The sequence below is a fragment of the Bradyrhizobium sp. 23AC genome, assembly GCF_054863025.1.
The window spans coordinates 186,171-200,535 of the sequence record NZ_JAVAYN010000017.1; the positions used below are offsets into that span (position 1 = coordinate 186,171).

The 14,365-nt window shown below is 64.3% G+C and carries 15 protein-coding genes; 6 read left to right on the forward strand and 9 right to left on the reverse strand.

The genetic code is table 11. The features are described from left to right. Window positions 1-762: a flagellar basal body L-ring protein FlgH gene (flgH, locus tag RAD10_RS31190; protein ID WP_461620493.1), complete on the forward strand. Its 762-nt coding sequence runs from the start codon at window positions 1-3 to the stop codon at window positions 760-762. 282 nt (window positions 763-1,044) lie between these two features. Here flgH and RAD10_RS31195 read toward each other — a convergent pair whose 3' ends face one another. The 5 genes from RAD10_RS31195 to RAD10_RS31215 form a co-directional block, all read right to left on the reverse strand. Continuing rightward, window positions 1,045-1,371, reverse strand: a complete 327-nt coding sequence (locus RAD10_RS31195) for a helix-turn-helix domain-containing transcriptional regulator (protein ID WP_461620494.1) — start codon at window positions 1,369-1,371, stop codon at window positions 1,045-1,047. Window positions 1,372-2,563: 1,192 nt separating this feature from the next. Then, on the reverse strand, window positions 2,564-3,343 hold the full coding sequence (locus tag RAD10_RS31200; RefSeq protein WP_461620495.1) for a 2-keto-4-pentenoate hydratase: 780 nt from the start codon (window positions 3,341-3,343) through the stop codon (window positions 2,564-2,566). 441 nt (window positions 3,344-3,784) lie between these two features. Beyond that, window positions 3,785-4,585: a phytanoyl-CoA dioxygenase family protein gene (locus RAD10_RS31205; protein WP_461620496.1), complete on the reverse strand. Its 801-nt coding sequence runs from the start codon at window positions 4,583-4,585 to the stop codon at window positions 3,785-3,787. A 261-nt stretch (window positions 4,586-4,846) separates the two neighbouring features. Continuing rightward, window positions 4,847-5,212, reverse strand: a complete 366-nt coding sequence (dksA, locus tag RAD10_RS31210; protein WP_008554760.1) for an RNA polymerase-binding protein DksA — start codon at window positions 5,210-5,212, stop codon at window positions 4,847-4,849. Between the two features lie 217 nt (window positions 5,213-5,429). Then, window positions 5,430-6,041 carry an NAD(P)-dependent oxidoreductase gene (locus tag RAD10_RS31215; protein ID WP_461620497.1) on the reverse strand — a complete coding sequence of 204 codons (612 nt, stop codon included), beginning with the start codon at window positions 6,039-6,041 and terminating at the stop codon, window positions 5,430-5,432. 149 nt (window positions 6,042-6,190) lie between these two features. Between RAD10_RS31215 and RAD10_RS31220 the strand changes: the two genes are divergently transcribed. Next, window positions 6,191-6,562, forward strand: coding sequence for a winged helix-turn-helix transcriptional regulator (locus tag RAD10_RS31220; protein WP_091965430.1), 372 nt, complete (start codon window positions 6,191-6,193; stop codon window positions 6,560-6,562). Between the two features lie 155 nt (window positions 6,563-6,717). On the opposite strand, the gene RAD10_RS31225 is transcribed toward RAD10_RS31220, so the two are convergent. After that, complete coding sequence (locus RAD10_RS31225) at window positions 6,718-7,131, reverse strand: flagellar assembly protein FliX (protein ID WP_461620498.1); 414 nt, start codon at window positions 7,129-7,131, stop codon at window positions 6,718-6,720. 283 nt (window positions 7,132-7,414) lie between these two features. Here RAD10_RS31225 and RAD10_RS31230 point away from each other — a divergent pair, with 283 nt between their 5' ends. The 4 genes from RAD10_RS31230 (at window position 7,415) to RAD10_RS31245 (ending at window position 9,936) form a co-directional block, all read left to right on the forward strand. Further along, window positions 7,415-8,539, forward strand: coding sequence for a flagellar basal body P-ring protein FlgI (locus tag RAD10_RS31230; RefSeq protein WP_026202627.1), 1,125 nt, complete (start codon window positions 7,415-7,417; stop codon window positions 8,537-8,539). Further along, window positions 8,539-8,907 carry a flagellar assembly peptidoglycan hydrolase FlgJ gene (gene flgJ / locus RAD10_RS31235; protein WP_461620499.1) on the forward strand — a complete coding sequence of 123 codons (369 nt, stop codon included), beginning with the start codon at window positions 8,539-8,541 and terminating at the stop codon, window positions 8,905-8,907. Before RAD10_RS31230 ends, flgJ begins: the two co-directional genes overlap by 1 nt. Window positions 8,908-8,918: 11 nt before the next feature. Next, window positions 8,919-9,413: a hypothetical protein gene (locus tag RAD10_RS31240; RefSeq protein ID WP_461620500.1), complete on the forward strand. Its 495-nt coding sequence runs from the start codon at window positions 8,919-8,921 to the stop codon at window positions 9,411-9,413. Between the two features lie 163 nt (window positions 9,414-9,576). Further along, entirely contained in the window at window positions 9,577-9,936 is a 360-nt protein-coding gene (locus tag RAD10_RS31245; protein ID WP_091965425.1) for a hypothetical protein, read from the forward strand. Between the two features lie 70 nt (window positions 9,937-10,006). On the opposite strand, the gene flaF is transcribed toward RAD10_RS31245, so the two are convergent. The 3 genes from flaF to RAD10_RS31260 all read right to left on the reverse strand — a co-directional run. Beyond that, window positions 10,007-10,375 carry a flagellar biosynthesis regulator FlaF gene (flaF, locus tag RAD10_RS31250; RefSeq protein WP_008554779.1) on the reverse strand — a complete coding sequence of 123 codons (369 nt, stop codon included), beginning with the start codon at window positions 10,373-10,375 and terminating at the stop codon, window positions 10,007-10,009. 291 nt (window positions 10,376-10,666) lie between these two features. Next, window positions 10,667-12,955 (reverse strand): DUF1522 domain-containing protein, encoded by a 2,289-nt coding sequence (locus RAD10_RS31255; RefSeq protein ID WP_461620501.1) that lies wholly within the window; start codon window positions 12,953-12,955, stop codon window positions 10,667-10,669. Window positions 12,956-13,174: 219 nt separating this feature from the next. Further along, window positions 13,175-14,365: DUF1522 domain-containing protein (locus RAD10_RS31260; RefSeq protein ID WP_461620502.1), on the reverse strand; the 1,191-nt coding region annotated here is incomplete at its 5' end.

Below are 14,365 nucleotides of genomic sequence, written 5' to 3' on the forward strand. Positions count from 1 at the left end.
ATGTCCGCTTTCAGTTCGGCTTTCCGCCTTCGTCGCATCGCGATCTCTGCCCTGCTGCTGGCCAGTTGCGCGCTGGGCGGTTGCTCCTCGATCGACCGCCTGTCGCAGATCGGCGAGCAGCCGAAATTGTCCGCGATCGACAATCCGACGGCGCAGCCGGGCTACAAGCCGGTGCAGATGCCGATGCCGAAGCCGGAAGTCGCCTCCTACAATCCGAACTCGCTGTGGCGCAACGGCAGCCGCGCCTTCTTCAAGGACCAGCGCGCCCGCCAGGTCGGCGACCTCCTCACCGTGACCGTCAACTTCACCGACAAGGCCAACATCGCCAACGAGACCCAGCGCAGCCGCACCAACTCGGAAAACTCTCAGGTCACCGACTTCCTCGGCGCGAAGACGATCACGCAGGCCAACAAGATCCTGCCCGGCAGCCTCCTCACCGCCGGCTCCACCGCCTCCAGCGACGGCAAGGGCTCGGTCAACCGCACGGAAGCCTTGCAGACCAACGTCGCCGCGGTCGTCACCCAGGTGCTGCCGAACGGCAACCTCGTGGTCGAGGGCAAGCAGGAGATCCGCGTCAATTACGAGATCCGCGAGCTCGTGGTCGCCGGCATCGTCCGCCCCGAAGACATCCAGAGCGACAACACCATCGATTCCAGCAAGATCGCGCAGGCCCGCATCGCCTATGGCGGCCGCGGCCAGATCACGGACGTGCAGCAGCCGCGCTACGGCCAGCAAGTCATGGACGTGCTGCTGCCCTTCTAAGCTTCTCCCGAGCTCCCACATCGTGTTCGCGAACCTAGGCGCGAACGACGATGTACTACGCGGCCCTCGCTAGCTCCCCTGGCGAGGGCCGCATGTATTTTGAAGACGAAAGCAGGCTGCGAGCTGCGGCTCAGGTCCGCGCAGTTGTAGAGACGCCGCCGCCCCAATCTCCGTCATTGCGAGCGAAAGCGAAGCAATCCAGGCTGTGTCCGCGGAAACGATTCTGGATTGCTTCGTCGCTAAGGGGCTCCTCGCAATGACGGCGGAGAGAGCGCGTATTCCTTACGCCGCATTCGCGACGGCGCGTATTTCCAGATGCACGCCGGTCTCCTTCTGGAGCGCATGGATCACCGCCATCAGGTTCTCGGCCGTCGGATTGCCGCGCGGCCCGAACATCCGCATCAGGCTCTTTGGCGGACGGTCAAGCACCTCACCGAGCCGCTCGAAACCGATCGTGGCATTGATGTAGGTCCGCAGCGCGGTACGGCCGTAGTCGACATCCCCCTGCAACAAGCCCTGCATCGCCTCCAGGAACAGCGCCTCGCGAAAGGCGGGATCACGCTCTGCCCGCGCGCGAATGGTCTCTTGAAAACTATGGGTCAATGGCATTCGTCTATCCCTCGTTCCGCTTGCGCGCCTTGTAGTCGCGCCACCGGCGAAGCGCGACACTGATATCGGTCTGCTGCCTCTGCTTGGTGCCGCCACCCAGCAGGATCACCAACACGCTGCCGTCCCATCCGAAGTAGACCCGGTAGCCGGGCCACGATTGATCTTCAATTCAGCGGCGCCCTCGCCGATCGACTTCACGTTCGAAGTGTTTCCATCGGCGAGGCGTCCAATTGCAACGGAGACTGCCGCGGCTGCCTGCGCGTCGAGCCCGTCGTGCCAATCCCGAAACGGGCTACGACCCTCGATACGGTATTCCGCAATTTCGATCCATGGTACCATATTCGTTACCAATTTTCTATTTCAGAATTTTCGGATTTTAGAAATTCTCGTTGACATGGTCCGACCGCCTCATTATGTTCCCGTTTCGTTCCATTCCACAAGAGGGCGGATCGCGATCGTCACGAAACGCGGGATGGGATGCGGTGGCCGCGACGGCGTCGGCGCGCGATGGTGGCTGCAGGGCGGGAAACCGTGAGCAGCGACCGGCGCGATACGACACGGTGCTGACAGCGTCTTCGAATGGTCTTGACGGTGAGCGCACGCCAGCCGTGGAGAACCCAGCGAGGATGTGCGCGGACGGAGAAGTCGTGTGGTCCTGACGCCCGGGGTCTGTGCGTCAAGTCCTGCGGGGATGTGGCGGCCAACCGGTGCGCGCATCACACATCCGCAAGGCGACGGGGGCAATAGTGCATCGCTCCCCGGGGAGAGCACGAAGGACACCGTGAAAACCATCGCGCAGGGAAGGCCGGGCGACCGGCATCACCTGTGATCCACCCGTGCGCGTATCCTTCGCACACGGGATTGCGGGTGCCAGCCGGCGCCCGGCCTTCCCTGCGCCTTCTTGATCTTCAGGAGGACAAGCCGACAGCAAAGCTCGGGCCGAAGATGCCGCGAGGATGCGGAGGCGTGTCTGCGATTGCGATGAAAGAACGAAAGTGGTGTCTGCCGGACGAAATCGCGCGCGTGTCCCGGACAAGCCGCAGCGCGTCAGCGGTGCGGCGCAGAGCCGGGACCCAGAAATTTACTCGACGCGCTGCTGCATGGGCCCCGGCTCTGCAGCGCACCGCACCGGACGATGCTTCGCATCGCCGGGGGCGCTGCGCTGCGTCCGGGGCGAGAGACCGTGTTTGTCTCACGTAAACTTCACCTCCACCGTCCCCAGCCCGTCCAGTTCCATCCGCACCTTGTCGCCGGCCTTCAGCCACAGCGTCTTGACCAGGCTGCCGGTGAGCACGAGCTGTCCCGCGTGAAGACTCTTGCCTTCGGCGGCGAGATGGTTGGCGAGCCAGGCGAGCGCGTTGTGGGGATGACCGAGCACGTCGGCGCCGGTGCCGTGGCTGACCTCCTCGCCGTTGAGGATGGCGCGGCCCTTGACCGCCTTCAGGTCCGGCACCGACGAGCGCGGAACCGCCGGAGCCAGCACGCAGCCGGCTGCGAAGAAATCGTCGGCGATCAGCGTCGGGGCACCCATCGCCTCCCACTTCACGTAGCGGTCGTCGACGATCTCGATGGCGGGATGATAGGCCTCGACCGCCTCGCCGACCCATTCGGCCGTGAACGGCGCCTCGCCGGCGGCAAGGTCGCGCTTCAGCCGCACCGCGATCTCGCATTCGACCCCGACCCGGACATAGTTGGAGGCGGCGAGCTTGGCGCCGGTGTCGTGCACGCCCTTCTGGAACACGCCGCCGCCGCAGGGATGCGGGATGCCGATATAGTCCTGCATCACCTGGCTGGTGCAGCCGATCTTGTAGCCCACCAGCGGCCCGAGATGCGGCAGCACCAGATCGTGCACCGCGCGCTGGACCTGGTAGCCCTCGGCCTCATCAATGGGGGGACGTTCCAGCGCCGCGAGCGGCGCATGGTTGCGGCGCGCCAGCGCGATCGCCTTTGCGGCTTCGAGAATCTTATCCATCGGCGCCGCCTCCCACGCTACGCAACATTGCCGCTCAGTTCAGCATCCCCGTCCGCGCCTGACAAGCGCTGGTCGGCGCTCGGCCGGGCCGAATACGGGAGGCTCCCGCCGCTTAAGGAAATATTGAGTTGGTCCGGTCTTTATGGAGCCACGCGCCAGGCCCGCCCGCCCCGCGCGGAACGAGACCCTGATTGCAGCGATGCGTGAAGCCGCCGCGCCGCCGTCTCAAGATGCCGGTCGATCTCCTTGATGCGACTCGCAAAACTTCCCCCACCTGAAGTGAAGGCTTTTTCTCATGCGAACTCACGTGAGCATGCAGGATTCGACTCTAGCCCATTGATCGCGATTCATTTTTCGCGATTCCGGCAATGGGCATCGGACGACAGCGGCGTTGTGGCGCAGGAACCCGCCACAACGCCGCGTGCAGTGACATCGCTTCCGTCAAATGCGTCCAAGCGCGAGGCGGATGGCGACCTCGACCGGCGAGTAGTCGCCGTCGCTCCGCTCCAGCCGGTACGGCTCGGCGAGATGCAGCGGTGGTTGCGCCAGGAAGCGCGGTCGCGTTCCCCGATGCTTCTGCGCGGCATGAACCAGGAAGGGATGACAGAGATAGACCGTGCCGGCCGCACCGGTCGCGAGCGCCACCGGACAATCAGCTCCCATCTGCTCCAACATCATGTCCGCCCGCCCCGCATCGCCGGCTGGCGCCAGGTAGCGCGCCATCGGCAGATGCGAGCCGACCCGGATCCGCGTCGGCGCATCGTCGTCACCGACATCGGAGAACAGGAACAGCAGCAGCAGCGCCCGCCCCCGCGAGGTGATGTTGACGCGCCAGGCCGAGAAATCCTGCGTCACGTTCGGGTTGCTGGCCTCGCCGGGAAAGCTGAGATCGACATGCCAGCCGTCGTCGCCCGGATCGTCCGGATGCGGAAAACGCACCGGAAAGGTGCCGATGTCGCGTCGCGGCCGCCATCGCCCCTGCCCGACGATCTGGTCGAAGGCGGCATGGAGCACGGCAGTGTTGATGGCATCCCGGAACGGCGGGCCGCCATAATAGGGCAGCCGCACCACGGGCCGGGTCCAGCTCGCGGGGTCGTGCTCGCTGCATGGCAGATCGCGCCAGATGATGACGCGGGCCGCCTCGGCGAGCTCACGGGGGAAAGCATTGTCGATCCGGACAAAGCCGTCGCGGATGAATTGGGCTATTTGCGCGTCGTCCAGCGCGCGTGGGTTGGCAATCATGATGATCTCTCAAAGGCTCGCCAGCCCTCATCGTCCGCTCGCTGCGGAACCGGCTGGCTCGATCGGTTGGGAAGCCGCAAGTCGAACTCGCGGGACGCAATGCCTCCGCGGCGGAGGCGCTTGCGTTCAGCCCAGGAAGAAGACCGATGCGATGTTGAGAGTGCAAATCATCATGGCGGCGCGAATCTACGCGCCGGACCGGCGGCGTTCAAGCGACGCCGTGAGCCAAAAACAAAAGAGCCGCACGCGGCGGCTCAGGCTCTATTCGTCGCGATAAACCTTCTCGCGTTTCTCGTGGCGCTCCTGCGCTTCCACCGAGAGCGTCGCGATGGGCCGGGCTTCGAGCCGCTTCAAAGAAATCGGCTCGCCGGTGTCCTCGCAATAGCCGTAGGTGTTGTCCTCGATACGCTGGAGCGCGGCGTCGATCTTGGCGATCAGCTTGCGCTGGCGGTCGCGGGCACGGAGCTCGATGGCACGGTCGGTTTCGGACGATGCCCGATCGGCGAGATCGGGGTGGTTCACGTTCTCCTCCTGCAAGGCTTGCAGGGTGAGCTTGGACTCTTTGAGGATCTCATCCTTCCAGGCGAGGAGCTTCAAACGGAAGTACTCCTTCTGCCGGTCGTTCATGAAAGGCTCTTTTTCGGTCGGTCGGTAGTTTTTCAACTTTTCCAAGGGCGGCCTATCTGTCTAAGCAACGACTCGCGCAACGGAACGAAGTCCGCTGAGCGGGGCCTTATATAGCGGCCACCTGTGACAGACAATATTTCCTTAATCACTCGGTTACCGCCCCCAAACCCTTGCACAGGAAGGTTTATCCGCAAAAGCCCGGGGGCGGCCGAAGGGCCTAGTAACCGACCGTGAAACGCTGCTTCAGATAGGCCGGATTTTCGATCTCATCAGCCAGCGCAATGGCGTAGTCGGCGAAACTGATCCAGCTCTTGCCGTTCGCATCTGCGAGAAGCTGGTCGGTGCCGAGGCGGAACTTGCCCGTGCGTTCCCCCTCGACGAACAGGGCCGACGGCGAAATGAAGGTCCAGTTCAGATCCTTTTCCTGCCGCAGCAGGTCGAGGAAGGCCGAGCCTGCCTCCGCTTCCGCCTTGTATTGGGCCGGGAAATTGGGAGTCGTGACCAGTTTCACGCCCGGTGCGACCTCGAGGCTGCCGGCGCCGCCGACGACGAGGTAACGACCAACTCTTGCGTCCTTCGCCGCGCCGATCAGCTTCCGCGCGTCGCTGGCCAGGAAGTGCACGGAACTCACGGCGACGTCGTGCCCGGCCCACAGCTTGGCAAGCCCCGCCTGGTCGAGCACGTCCCCCTTGGTCGGCGTGACGTTCGGCAGGGCCGCGATCTTCTCGGGGTTCCGGGCGATGGCCGTGACCGCATGGCCGCGGCGGGACAGTTCCTTGGTGATTTCCGACCCGGCCCGACCCGAGGCGCCGGCAACTGCGATTTTCATGGAAGGCTCCTTTGCTTCTGTGGTAACTAGTAGTGACTAGATATCGCAAAGAATGCTGGTGTTAAGAGAGCACTTTGTGCTTACCTGATTACGCAAGGGTAACCGCCACGCGCACCGCGAGCGACGAAAACGGATTCCGAGGATCGACGATGAAACCCGACGTCTATGCAGCGAACTGCCCCACCCGCCAGATTCTCGATCGCATCGGCGACAAATGGGCGGTGCTGATCCTGCTGCTGCTGCGCGAGGAGCCGATGCGCTTCAATCAGTTGCGCCGCACGATCGAAGGAATTTCGCAGAAGATGCTGAGCCAGGTTCTCAAATCGCTCGAACGCGACGGGCTGATCAGGCGCCATGCCATCGCGACCGTTCCCGTCACGGTGGAGTATTCGATCACGCAGCTCGGGCTGACGCTCGCCGGCGCAGTCGATCCGCTGCGCGATTGGGCCGAGCAGAATCTGAAAGACGTTCTCGCCGCCCAGCGCCGCTACGACACACAGCAGAAGGAGGAAGCGGCGTAAGGGGTGCTTCCTCGGTAGTGCCGCACGCCAATTCCAAATTCCGCTGTCATGCCCCGGCTCGACCGGGGCATCCAGTACGCCGCGGCTTCTCGACTCTACAATGACTGTCTCTGGAATACTGGGTCGCCCGGTCAAGCCGGGCGACGACTGTCTGATTAAGCCCGTCCCGCCTTCGCCAGCTCGACCTCGACGCGCAGCTCGATCTCGGAGAGCACCGCATCGAGACCGGGATCGCCCGAGGACGATTTCAGGTTCGCCGCAGCATCGCGCAGGCGCATCACGGTCGAGGCGTCGAGATTGCCGGCCAACAGCCCCATCTTGAGATCGTCGAGCACGTCGAGCGCGGTCCTGCCGCGGGTGACCGAGCGCTTGCGGCGCTCGACCGGATCCTCCTCGACGCCTTGCAGCGCGAGCAGCCCGTCGATGTTGGTGGCGGCCTTTGGTGCGGCAGCGCTCCGGGTCTCTTGCGCCGACGAGGTGTCGGGCAACACGAAGGTGCCGGAGCCGGTCCGCCTGGCCTGGCTGGCCGGCGTTCCAAGCGTCGTGCCGTTCGGTCCGTAGATGCGCATCGGAAGGAATCCGGGTGATCGATGCGGTCACCTTCGCCGTCTTATGGTTAACGGCGCGTAAACGGCCCGGCAAAATCTGCCGACGGGCGGCAGTTTCGCTCCTCAGGGACAACGCCCGCTGACACCGGTCGAAACAGATTTATTCAACCTATTCAGCGGCCTATCCCCGCCGCCCGGGTTGGCACAGCCCTCGCAAGGACAGCGCCGGACCAGCTCGTCATGGGAGTGTCGTGCAGGTCCTTCCGATTTGAGGAGCCTTTTGAGGATCCTTGGGGAGCAGAGGATGCCAAGCGTTCGTTGGGTGAGGATTGTTGGGGTGGCCTGCGCGGCGCTGTCGGCGCTGGTGCTGTCGCTCGCGCCGGCGGCTGCGACCTCGCGCATCAAGGACCTCGCCAATATCGAAGGCGTGCGGCAGAACCAGCTCATCGGTTACGGTCTCGTCGTCGGCCTCAACGGCACCGGGGACACGCTCAACAACATCCCCTTCACCAAGCAGTCGCTGCAGGCGATGCTCGAGCGCATGGGCGTCAACATCCGCGGCGCCACCATCCGCACCGGCAACGTCGCAGCCGTGATGGTGACCGGCAATCTGCCGGCCTTCGCCACCCAGGGCACGCGCATGGACGTCACCGTCTCCGCGCTCGGCGATGCCAAGAACCTCCAGGGCGGCACTTTGCTCGTCACCCCCCTGTTAGGTGCCGACGGCAATGTCTACGCGGTGGCGCAGGGCTCGCTCGCGATCTCCGGATTCCAGGCTGAAGGCGAGGCGGCCAAGATCGTGCGCGGCGTTCCCACGGTGGGACGCATCGCCAACGGCGCCATCATCGAGCGCGAGATCGAGTTCGCGCTCAATCGGTTGCCGAACGTGCGCCTGGCGCTGCGCAACGCCGATTTCACCACGGCCAAACGGATCGCGGCCGCGGTCAACGACTATCTCGGCGTCAAGACCGCCGAACCGATCGATCCCTCCACGGTGCAGCTGTCGGTCCCGCCCGAGTTCAAGGGCAACGTCGTCGCCTTTCTCACCGAGATCGAACAGCTCCAGGTCGACCCGGATCTCGCCGCCAAGATCATCATCGACGAACGCAGCGGCATCATCGTGATGGGGCGCGACGTCCGCGTCGCCACCGTCGCGGTCGCGCAGGGCAACCTCACCGTCACCATCTCCGAGAGCCCGCAGGTGAGCCAGCCCAACCCGCTGTCGCGCGGCCGCACCGTGGTCGCGCCGCGCAGCAGCGTCACCGTCACCGAGGACGGCAAGAAGCTGGCCGTCGTCAAGGACGGCGTCTCGCTCCAGCAGCTCGTCGACGGCCTCAACGGCCTCGGCATCGGTCCGCGCGACATGATCAGCATCCTCCAGGCGATCAAGGCCGCCGGTGCGATCGAAGCCGACATCGAGGTGATGTGATGCAGACCGGCACGATCAACCCCCCTCGCCTCGCCACCTCCTCGGCTTTCTCGGTCGAGAGCCGCAACGGCCGGCCCGATTTCGAGCTCGCTGCGGCGCTACAAAAGGTCTCGCCGAAGCAGCAGGCCAGGGCGCAGAAGACCGCCACCGACTTCGAGGCGATGTTCCTCAACAGCATGTTCTCGCAGATGACCTCGGGCCTGAAGGGCGAAGGCCCGTTTGGCGACACGCCCGGCACCGGCGTGTGGCGCTCGATGCTGACCGAGCAATATTCCAAGAACTTCGCCAAGGCCGGCGGCGTCGGCGTCGCCACCGAAGTCTACCGCACCCTCATCATGCAGCAGGCGAAAACGATCCGCACGGCATAAGGTCAAACGAGATGAACCATTTCAACGCCTCACGTCAGCCGATGCAACAGCGCCCGAACACCGCGCCCGGCAGCGCCGAGGCGCGCAAGCTCGCCGAAGACCTGATGGACGCGATGAGCGCCCTGCTCGGACTGATCGAGCGCGAGACCGAGCTCGTTCGCGCCGGCAAGGTCCGCGAGGCGATGACGCTCGAGAGCAAGAAGCAGGAGCTGTCGCGAAACTATGTCGGCGCCGTCAGCCAGTTGAAGGCGAACCAGGCGCAGCTCGCGAAATCCGCGCCGGAGCTGCTCTCGACGCTGCACCGGCATCACGATGCATTCCGCGCGATGCTCCAGGTCAATCTCACTGTGCTCGCGACCGCGCACGCGGTCTCCGAAAGCGTCGTGCGCGGCGTCAATGCCGAGATCCAGAAGCGCAACGTGCCGAACACCTATACGGCCGCTGGTCGCCGCGCAGCTCCCGGCCCGCGTCACATCACGCCGCTCGCGGTCAGCCGCTCGCTCTGAGCTGAGCGCCACAAGAACAAGCGACAATTTTACGAAAAACCGCGCGGCGAAATCGTCGCGCGGTTAGTCACGTTTCCTTACCGGGTCTTCAGTCCTGGTGTTCCATGGTTGCGTTATTAGAGGGGTTGGGATTTGACTCACGTTAGGCAACCAGGAGGCTGCCATGAGTACAGATTTCAGCATCAGGCCGGTGGGGATCCCGGCACCCGTGCAGATCGTAACGACGTCCAATGCGGCGGCGAACGAGGCTGTGCAAACCGATCTTCCGGTGAACCAGACGGTCGCCGCGGCGGATACGAGCGCACCCGTGCGCAACGATCTGCCGAACCACGAGAACGTCTCGCGCCAGGTCGTATTCGACCAGGCGGCCGCATCCTTCGTCTTCCAGGTCGTCAACGACAGGACCGACGCGGTGGTGAACCAGTTCCCCGACGAAGCAATGCTGCGCCGGCGGGCCTATTTCCATGCCATGGATATGAAGTCCGAGCCCTCGCGTCCGCTCAGCACCGACGTCAGCGCCTGACGATCGCGTATTGAGCTGGCCGAGGCAATCGCTGGCAAATGCTCGCGACGCCGACCATCACGAGTCGCCGTCACGGCCGCCCGGACAGGCCCGCAGCGATATTGCGGTTGATCTCGATCAGCGGACGGAAGTGATCGAACTGCGGGCTCATCTGCAGCGCGGCGGTCTGGCTCAGCACGAACACGCTGATGTTGGCGATCTTCTGCCGGACGTCGATCGGCTGCGGATTGTTGTCGCGCATCGCCTCGCTCAGGAAGATGGTCCAGAGCTTGCGGTTGAACATCAGCGCCTGCATGGTCTGCTCGCTGAGCGGATCGGCGTTGTTCACCGCATCCTGGAGCTTGTTCGCGGCCTTGAGCAGGGTCTGCGCCTCGATGTCGCGAGGAGATGCAGTGGTCGTTGCAACGCGCGCGTAAGCCGAGGCAGCGGAATTCGACATCAATCACACCCTGGAGGTTACCTAGCGCGTTGGACGCGCTTAAGGATTTCTTTCCCAACCCTAGGCAGCACCGCTTAAGATTTGCTTACATGTGCGCTTGGAAGCACTCCGGATAATTACGGGTCGGAGCTCTTCGTCAGCGCAACGCTAGATCCACGCACGCACGATGTAAATTCGCTTCGCGTGATGCGTGTCGATCTCAGCTAATCTTGTCTTAGCGATCTCCCTCAAAAGAACGGCGGAGCGTTAGCCCCGCCGCGATATATCGTGTGGCGAGCTTGCGCTGCGAAATTAGCGGAGCAGCTGCAGCACGCTCTGTTGCGACTGGTTGGCCAGCGATAGTGCGGACACCGCGATCGACTGGCGGGTCGACAGCGCCTGGCTGTTGGCCGCTTCCTCGTTGGTGTCGGCGAGCGTCAGGTTGGACGAGCCGGTCTGCAGCACGTTGATCAGGTTCTTGGAGAAGTCCTGACGCACCTGCACGATCGAGAGGTTCGAACCGAGCGAGGATCCTTCCGAGCGCAGCCTGCTCGAGGCGGCATTCAGGCTGGCCAGCACCTTGTTGGTGGCGCCGTTGTCGATGAAGTCCGTGCCGGGAACGAGATTGCTGAGGCCGAGGCCGGCCGCGTTGAACACGACGCCGTTGATGCCGAGCGTGGAGCTGCCGGTTTCGTTGAAGACCAGCTTCAGCGTGTCGCCGTTGAGCAGGTTGATGCCGTTGAAGGACGAGTCCTGCGACGTCGTGTCGATCTGCGCCAGGATGTTGTTGAACTGGCTGACCAGGCTCGAGCGCGCCGTCTGCGCGACGGGATCCTGGACCGGCGGCTGCGCGGTGGTAAAGGCGAGCACGCCGGTGAGCGTACCACCGACCGCGCCGCCCGCTGCCGTCGAGCCAAGGGTCGAGGAGGCGTATTCGTTGACGGTGGTGACCGTCAGCACGCCGTTGGCGTCGATCGTCGCCGTCAGGTGGTTGGCCTGAAGCTGCACATTGAGCTGATCGAGCGTCTTGACGGTGCCGTTGGTGCCGTCGCCGAAGGTGACGTTCACCGGCGTACCGCCGTTGAAGGAGGAGAAGGTCAGAGTCTTGCCGCTGACACCGCCAACGCCGGAGGTTCGCGCCGCGGTGAAGGCGGTCGCCGTTCCCGTATTGCCGCTGAGGCCGAACGCGCTGAGCGCGTTGCCGGTGCCGGTGATCGAGAGATCGGCGTTGATGCCGGTGGAGAGCGCAAGCTGACCGCTGCTGTTGACCGACGACGGGATCTGGCCCGCGGTGGTCGACAGCGCCGCCGCGCCGTTGAAGATGCTCGCGGTCTTGACGCCAGTGGCGAGGTCGACCGCGTTGAGCAGGTCGGTCAGCGTCGCGCTCTGGATATAGACCGTCGAGTTGCCGTTGCCGTCGGTGACGATGTTGCCGCTGACGCCACCCGACGTGACGCTTGCCGCCGATTGCGGCGTCTGCGCGTTCTTGAAGGTGATGGTGTGACCGTCGATGTTCAGGGTCGAGCCGTCCTGAACGAGAGAGCCGAGCGAGCCGGCGGTCGTCGACCGGTTCGCGGTCACGCTCGCATTGCCTGCGCCGGTCGCCGCGGTCAGACCGAGCTTGTTGAGGAAGTCGGCCTTGCCCGTCACGCTCAGATCGGCGCCGGTCGAGCTCTTCAGCGTGACCTGGCCGCCGGTGATGGACGATGCGACTTGAAGCGTACCGACGGGACCCGCCGAACCGCTGACCGCGATGGTCGCCGCGCTCGCGCTGATCGTGGCGGCCTTGACGCCGCTGGCGAGGTCGATCGCGGTGAGGACGTCGTTAACGGTCGCCCCGGGCGCAGCCGCCGTTCCCTCATAGACGATCGAATTGCCGTTGCCGTCGGTGGCAATGTGTCCGCTGGCGTCGAGGCCCCAGCCGGTCGGTTGCGTGCTCGGAGCGATGCCGGTGCGGAAGGTGATGGTCTTGCCGTTCACCGTGATGGTGTCGCCATCCGCAGGCGCACTCCCGAATGTGGTGGATGCGGTGGTGCCGACCAGTGTGGCGGTGCCGGAGAGTGCGGTGGTGCCGTCGGCCGCCGTCGCGGCGAAGCCGACCACCGTACCCGCGCTTGAACCGAGCGACGCGCCGAGCGCCGCAGTCCCGGTGACCGGGGTCGTGCCACCGGCAGCACCGGTATAGAGCACGTTGCTCTTGGCGGTCGCGCTCGCATAGGAGGTCGTGCCGCGCAGGTCGGCCGGCGTCGCACCGGGAATCGTGGTGGAGACGTTCGACTTGGTGGAATAGCCGACCGTGGTCTGCAGCGCCTGGTTGGCGATCGATTTCGCGCTGTCGATCAGCTTTTGCAGCGAGGTGATGCCGGTGTTGGCGGCCTGTAGCACCTGGACACCGTTGTTGATGCCATCGAGCAGGTTGCTGATGTCGCTCGCCCGGTTGTCCAACCCCTGCGCCGTGAAGAAGTTGGTGGGATTGTCGAGCGCGGTATTGACCTTCTTGCCGGTCGACAGCCGCTCCTGCGTCGTGGCCAGCAAGTCGGCCGTCGACTGCAGCGACAACAGGTTCTGGCGAACGGACGCCGAGAGAACGATGTTGGACATTGGCGAGTCTTCCTCTTGAACCGGATACGAATCGGCCGCGCGGTCTCGAAAGCGGGCTTTTGTCCAGTTTTAGGAGGTGTCCTTTAAAGTATGGTTAACGCCGGTTTAATCGATAGGGTTAACCGCCGGTGAACGCCCCTCTCCGCCTCCGGACGCAAAAAAGAGCGGCGGGGCAAATGACCCCGCCGCTCGGTTTTATTTAGTAATTTCAGTCGCTTATTAGCGAAGCAGCTGGAGCACGCTCTGCTGCGATGTGTTGGCCAGCGACAGCGCGGAGACCGCGATGGACTGGCGGGTCGACAGCGCCTGGCTGTTGGCCGCCTCGACGTTGGTGTCGGCCAGGGTCAGGTTGGACGAGCCGGTCTGCAGCACGTTGATCAGGTTCTTGTTGAAGTCCTGACGGATCTGCACGACCGAGAGGTTCGAACCGAGGCTCGAGGCTTCCGAGCGCAGCGTGCTCGACGCGGCGTTCAGATTGGTCAGCACCCTGTTGGCGGCGGCGTTGTCGATGAAGTCGACGCCGACGGTCAGGGCAGCAAGACCAAGACCCTTGGAGTTGTAGGTCACGCCGGTGATGTTCAGGCTCGACTTGCCGGTCTCGTCGAACACCAGCTTGAGCTGGTCGCCGTTCAAGAGGTTGACACCGTTGAACGAGGAGTCCTGCGAGGTCGTGTCGATCTGGTTCAGGATGTTGTTGTACTGAGACACCAGATTGGCACGCGCCGTCTGGGCAACCGCATCCTGGACGGGGTTGGAAGCCGTCGAGAACGTCAGCGCCGTGGTGAGCGTGCCGCCGATCGCACCGCCGGCAGCCGTCGAGCCGAGCGTCGAGGACGCATAGTCGTTGGACGCGGTGATGGTCAGCAGGCCGTTGGCGTCGATCGTCGCAGACAGGTTGTTGGCCTGAAGCTTGGTGTTGAGCTGATCGAGCGTCTTGACCGTGCCGTTGGTGCCGTCGCCGAAGGTGACGTTGACCGCGGTGCCGCCGTTGAAGGAGGAGAAGGTCAGGGTCTTGCCGCTGAGGCCGCCAACGCCGGAGGTGCGGGCCGCAGTAAAGGCGGTCGCGTTGCCGGTGTTGCCGGCGAGGCCGAACACGTTCAGCGCATTGCCGGTGCCGGTGATCGAGAGGTCGGCGTTGACGCCGGTCGAGATCTTGAGCTGGCCGGAGGTGTTGATCGTCGAGTTCGACTGGCCGGTGGCGGTCGCAAGCGTCGCGGTGCCGTTGGCGTTGATGGTCGCGGTCTGCACGCCGGTGGCAAGGTCGATCGCCTTCAGCACGTCGTTGACCGTGCCGGCCTGGAGATAGACGGTCGAGTTGCCGTTGCCGTCGGTCAGGACGTTACCGGAGGCACCGAAGCCGCTCGGAACGCTCGGAGCACCGGTCGAGCCCGGGATCGGCGCGTTCTTGAA

What these genes read in the sequence shown, in the direction of transcription:
- RAD10_RS31255 (WP_461620501.1), bottom strand. Translation starts at nt 12,955, where the DNA reads ATGTCCAACATCGTTCTCTCGGCGTCCGTTCGCCAGAACCTGTTGTCG.
- RAD10_RS31205 (WP_461620496.1), bottom strand. Translation starts at nt 4,585, where the DNA reads ATGATTGCCAACCCACGCGCGCTGGACGACGCGCAAATAGCCCAATTC.
- flgJ (WP_461620499.1), top strand. Translation starts at nt 8,539, where the DNA reads ATGCAGACCGGCACGATCAACCCCCCTCGCCTCGCCACCTCCTCGGCT.
- RAD10_RS31230 (WP_026202627.1), top strand. Translation starts at nt 7,415, where the DNA reads ATGCCAAGCGTTCGTTGGGTGAGGATTGTTGGGGTGGCCTGCGCGGCG.
- dksA (WP_008554760.1), bottom strand. Translation starts at nt 5,212, where the DNA reads ATGAACGACCGGCAGAAGGAGTACTTCCGTTTGAAGCTCCTCGCCTGG.
- RAD10_RS31240 (WP_461620500.1), top strand. Translation starts at nt 8,919, where the DNA reads ATGAACCATTTCAACGCCTCACGTCAGCCGATGCAACAGCGCCCGAAC.
- flgH (WP_461620493.1), top strand. Translation starts at nt 1, where the DNA reads ATGTCCGCTTTCAGTTCGGCTTTCCGCCTTCGTCGCATCGCGATCTCT.
- RAD10_RS31215 (WP_461620497.1), bottom strand. Translation starts at nt 6,041, where the DNA reads ATGAAAATCGCAGTTGCCGGCGCCTCGGGTCGGGCCGGGTCGGAAATC.
- RAD10_RS31195 (WP_461620494.1), bottom strand. Translation starts at nt 1,371, where the DNA reads ATGCCATTGACCCATAGTTTTCAAGAGACCATTCGCGCGCGGGCAGAG.
- RAD10_RS31245 (WP_091965425.1), top strand. Translation starts at nt 9,577, where the DNA reads ATGAGTACAGATTTCAGCATCAGGCCGGTGGGGATCCCGGCACCCGTG.
- flaF (WP_008554779.1), bottom strand. Translation starts at nt 10,375, where the DNA reads ATGTCGAATTCCGCTGCCTCGGCTTACGCGCGCGTTGCAACGACCACT.
- RAD10_RS31225 (WP_461620498.1), bottom strand. Translation starts at nt 7,131, where the DNA reads ATGCGCATCTACGGACCGAACGGCACGACGCTTGGAACGCCGGCCAGC.
- RAD10_RS31220 (WP_091965430.1), top strand. Translation starts at nt 6,191, where the DNA reads ATGAAACCCGACGTCTATGCAGCGAACTGCCCCACCCGCCAGATTCTC.
- RAD10_RS31200 (WP_461620495.1), bottom strand. Translation starts at nt 3,343, where the DNA reads ATGGATAAGATTCTCGAAGCCGCAAAGGCGATCGCGCTGGCGCGCCGC.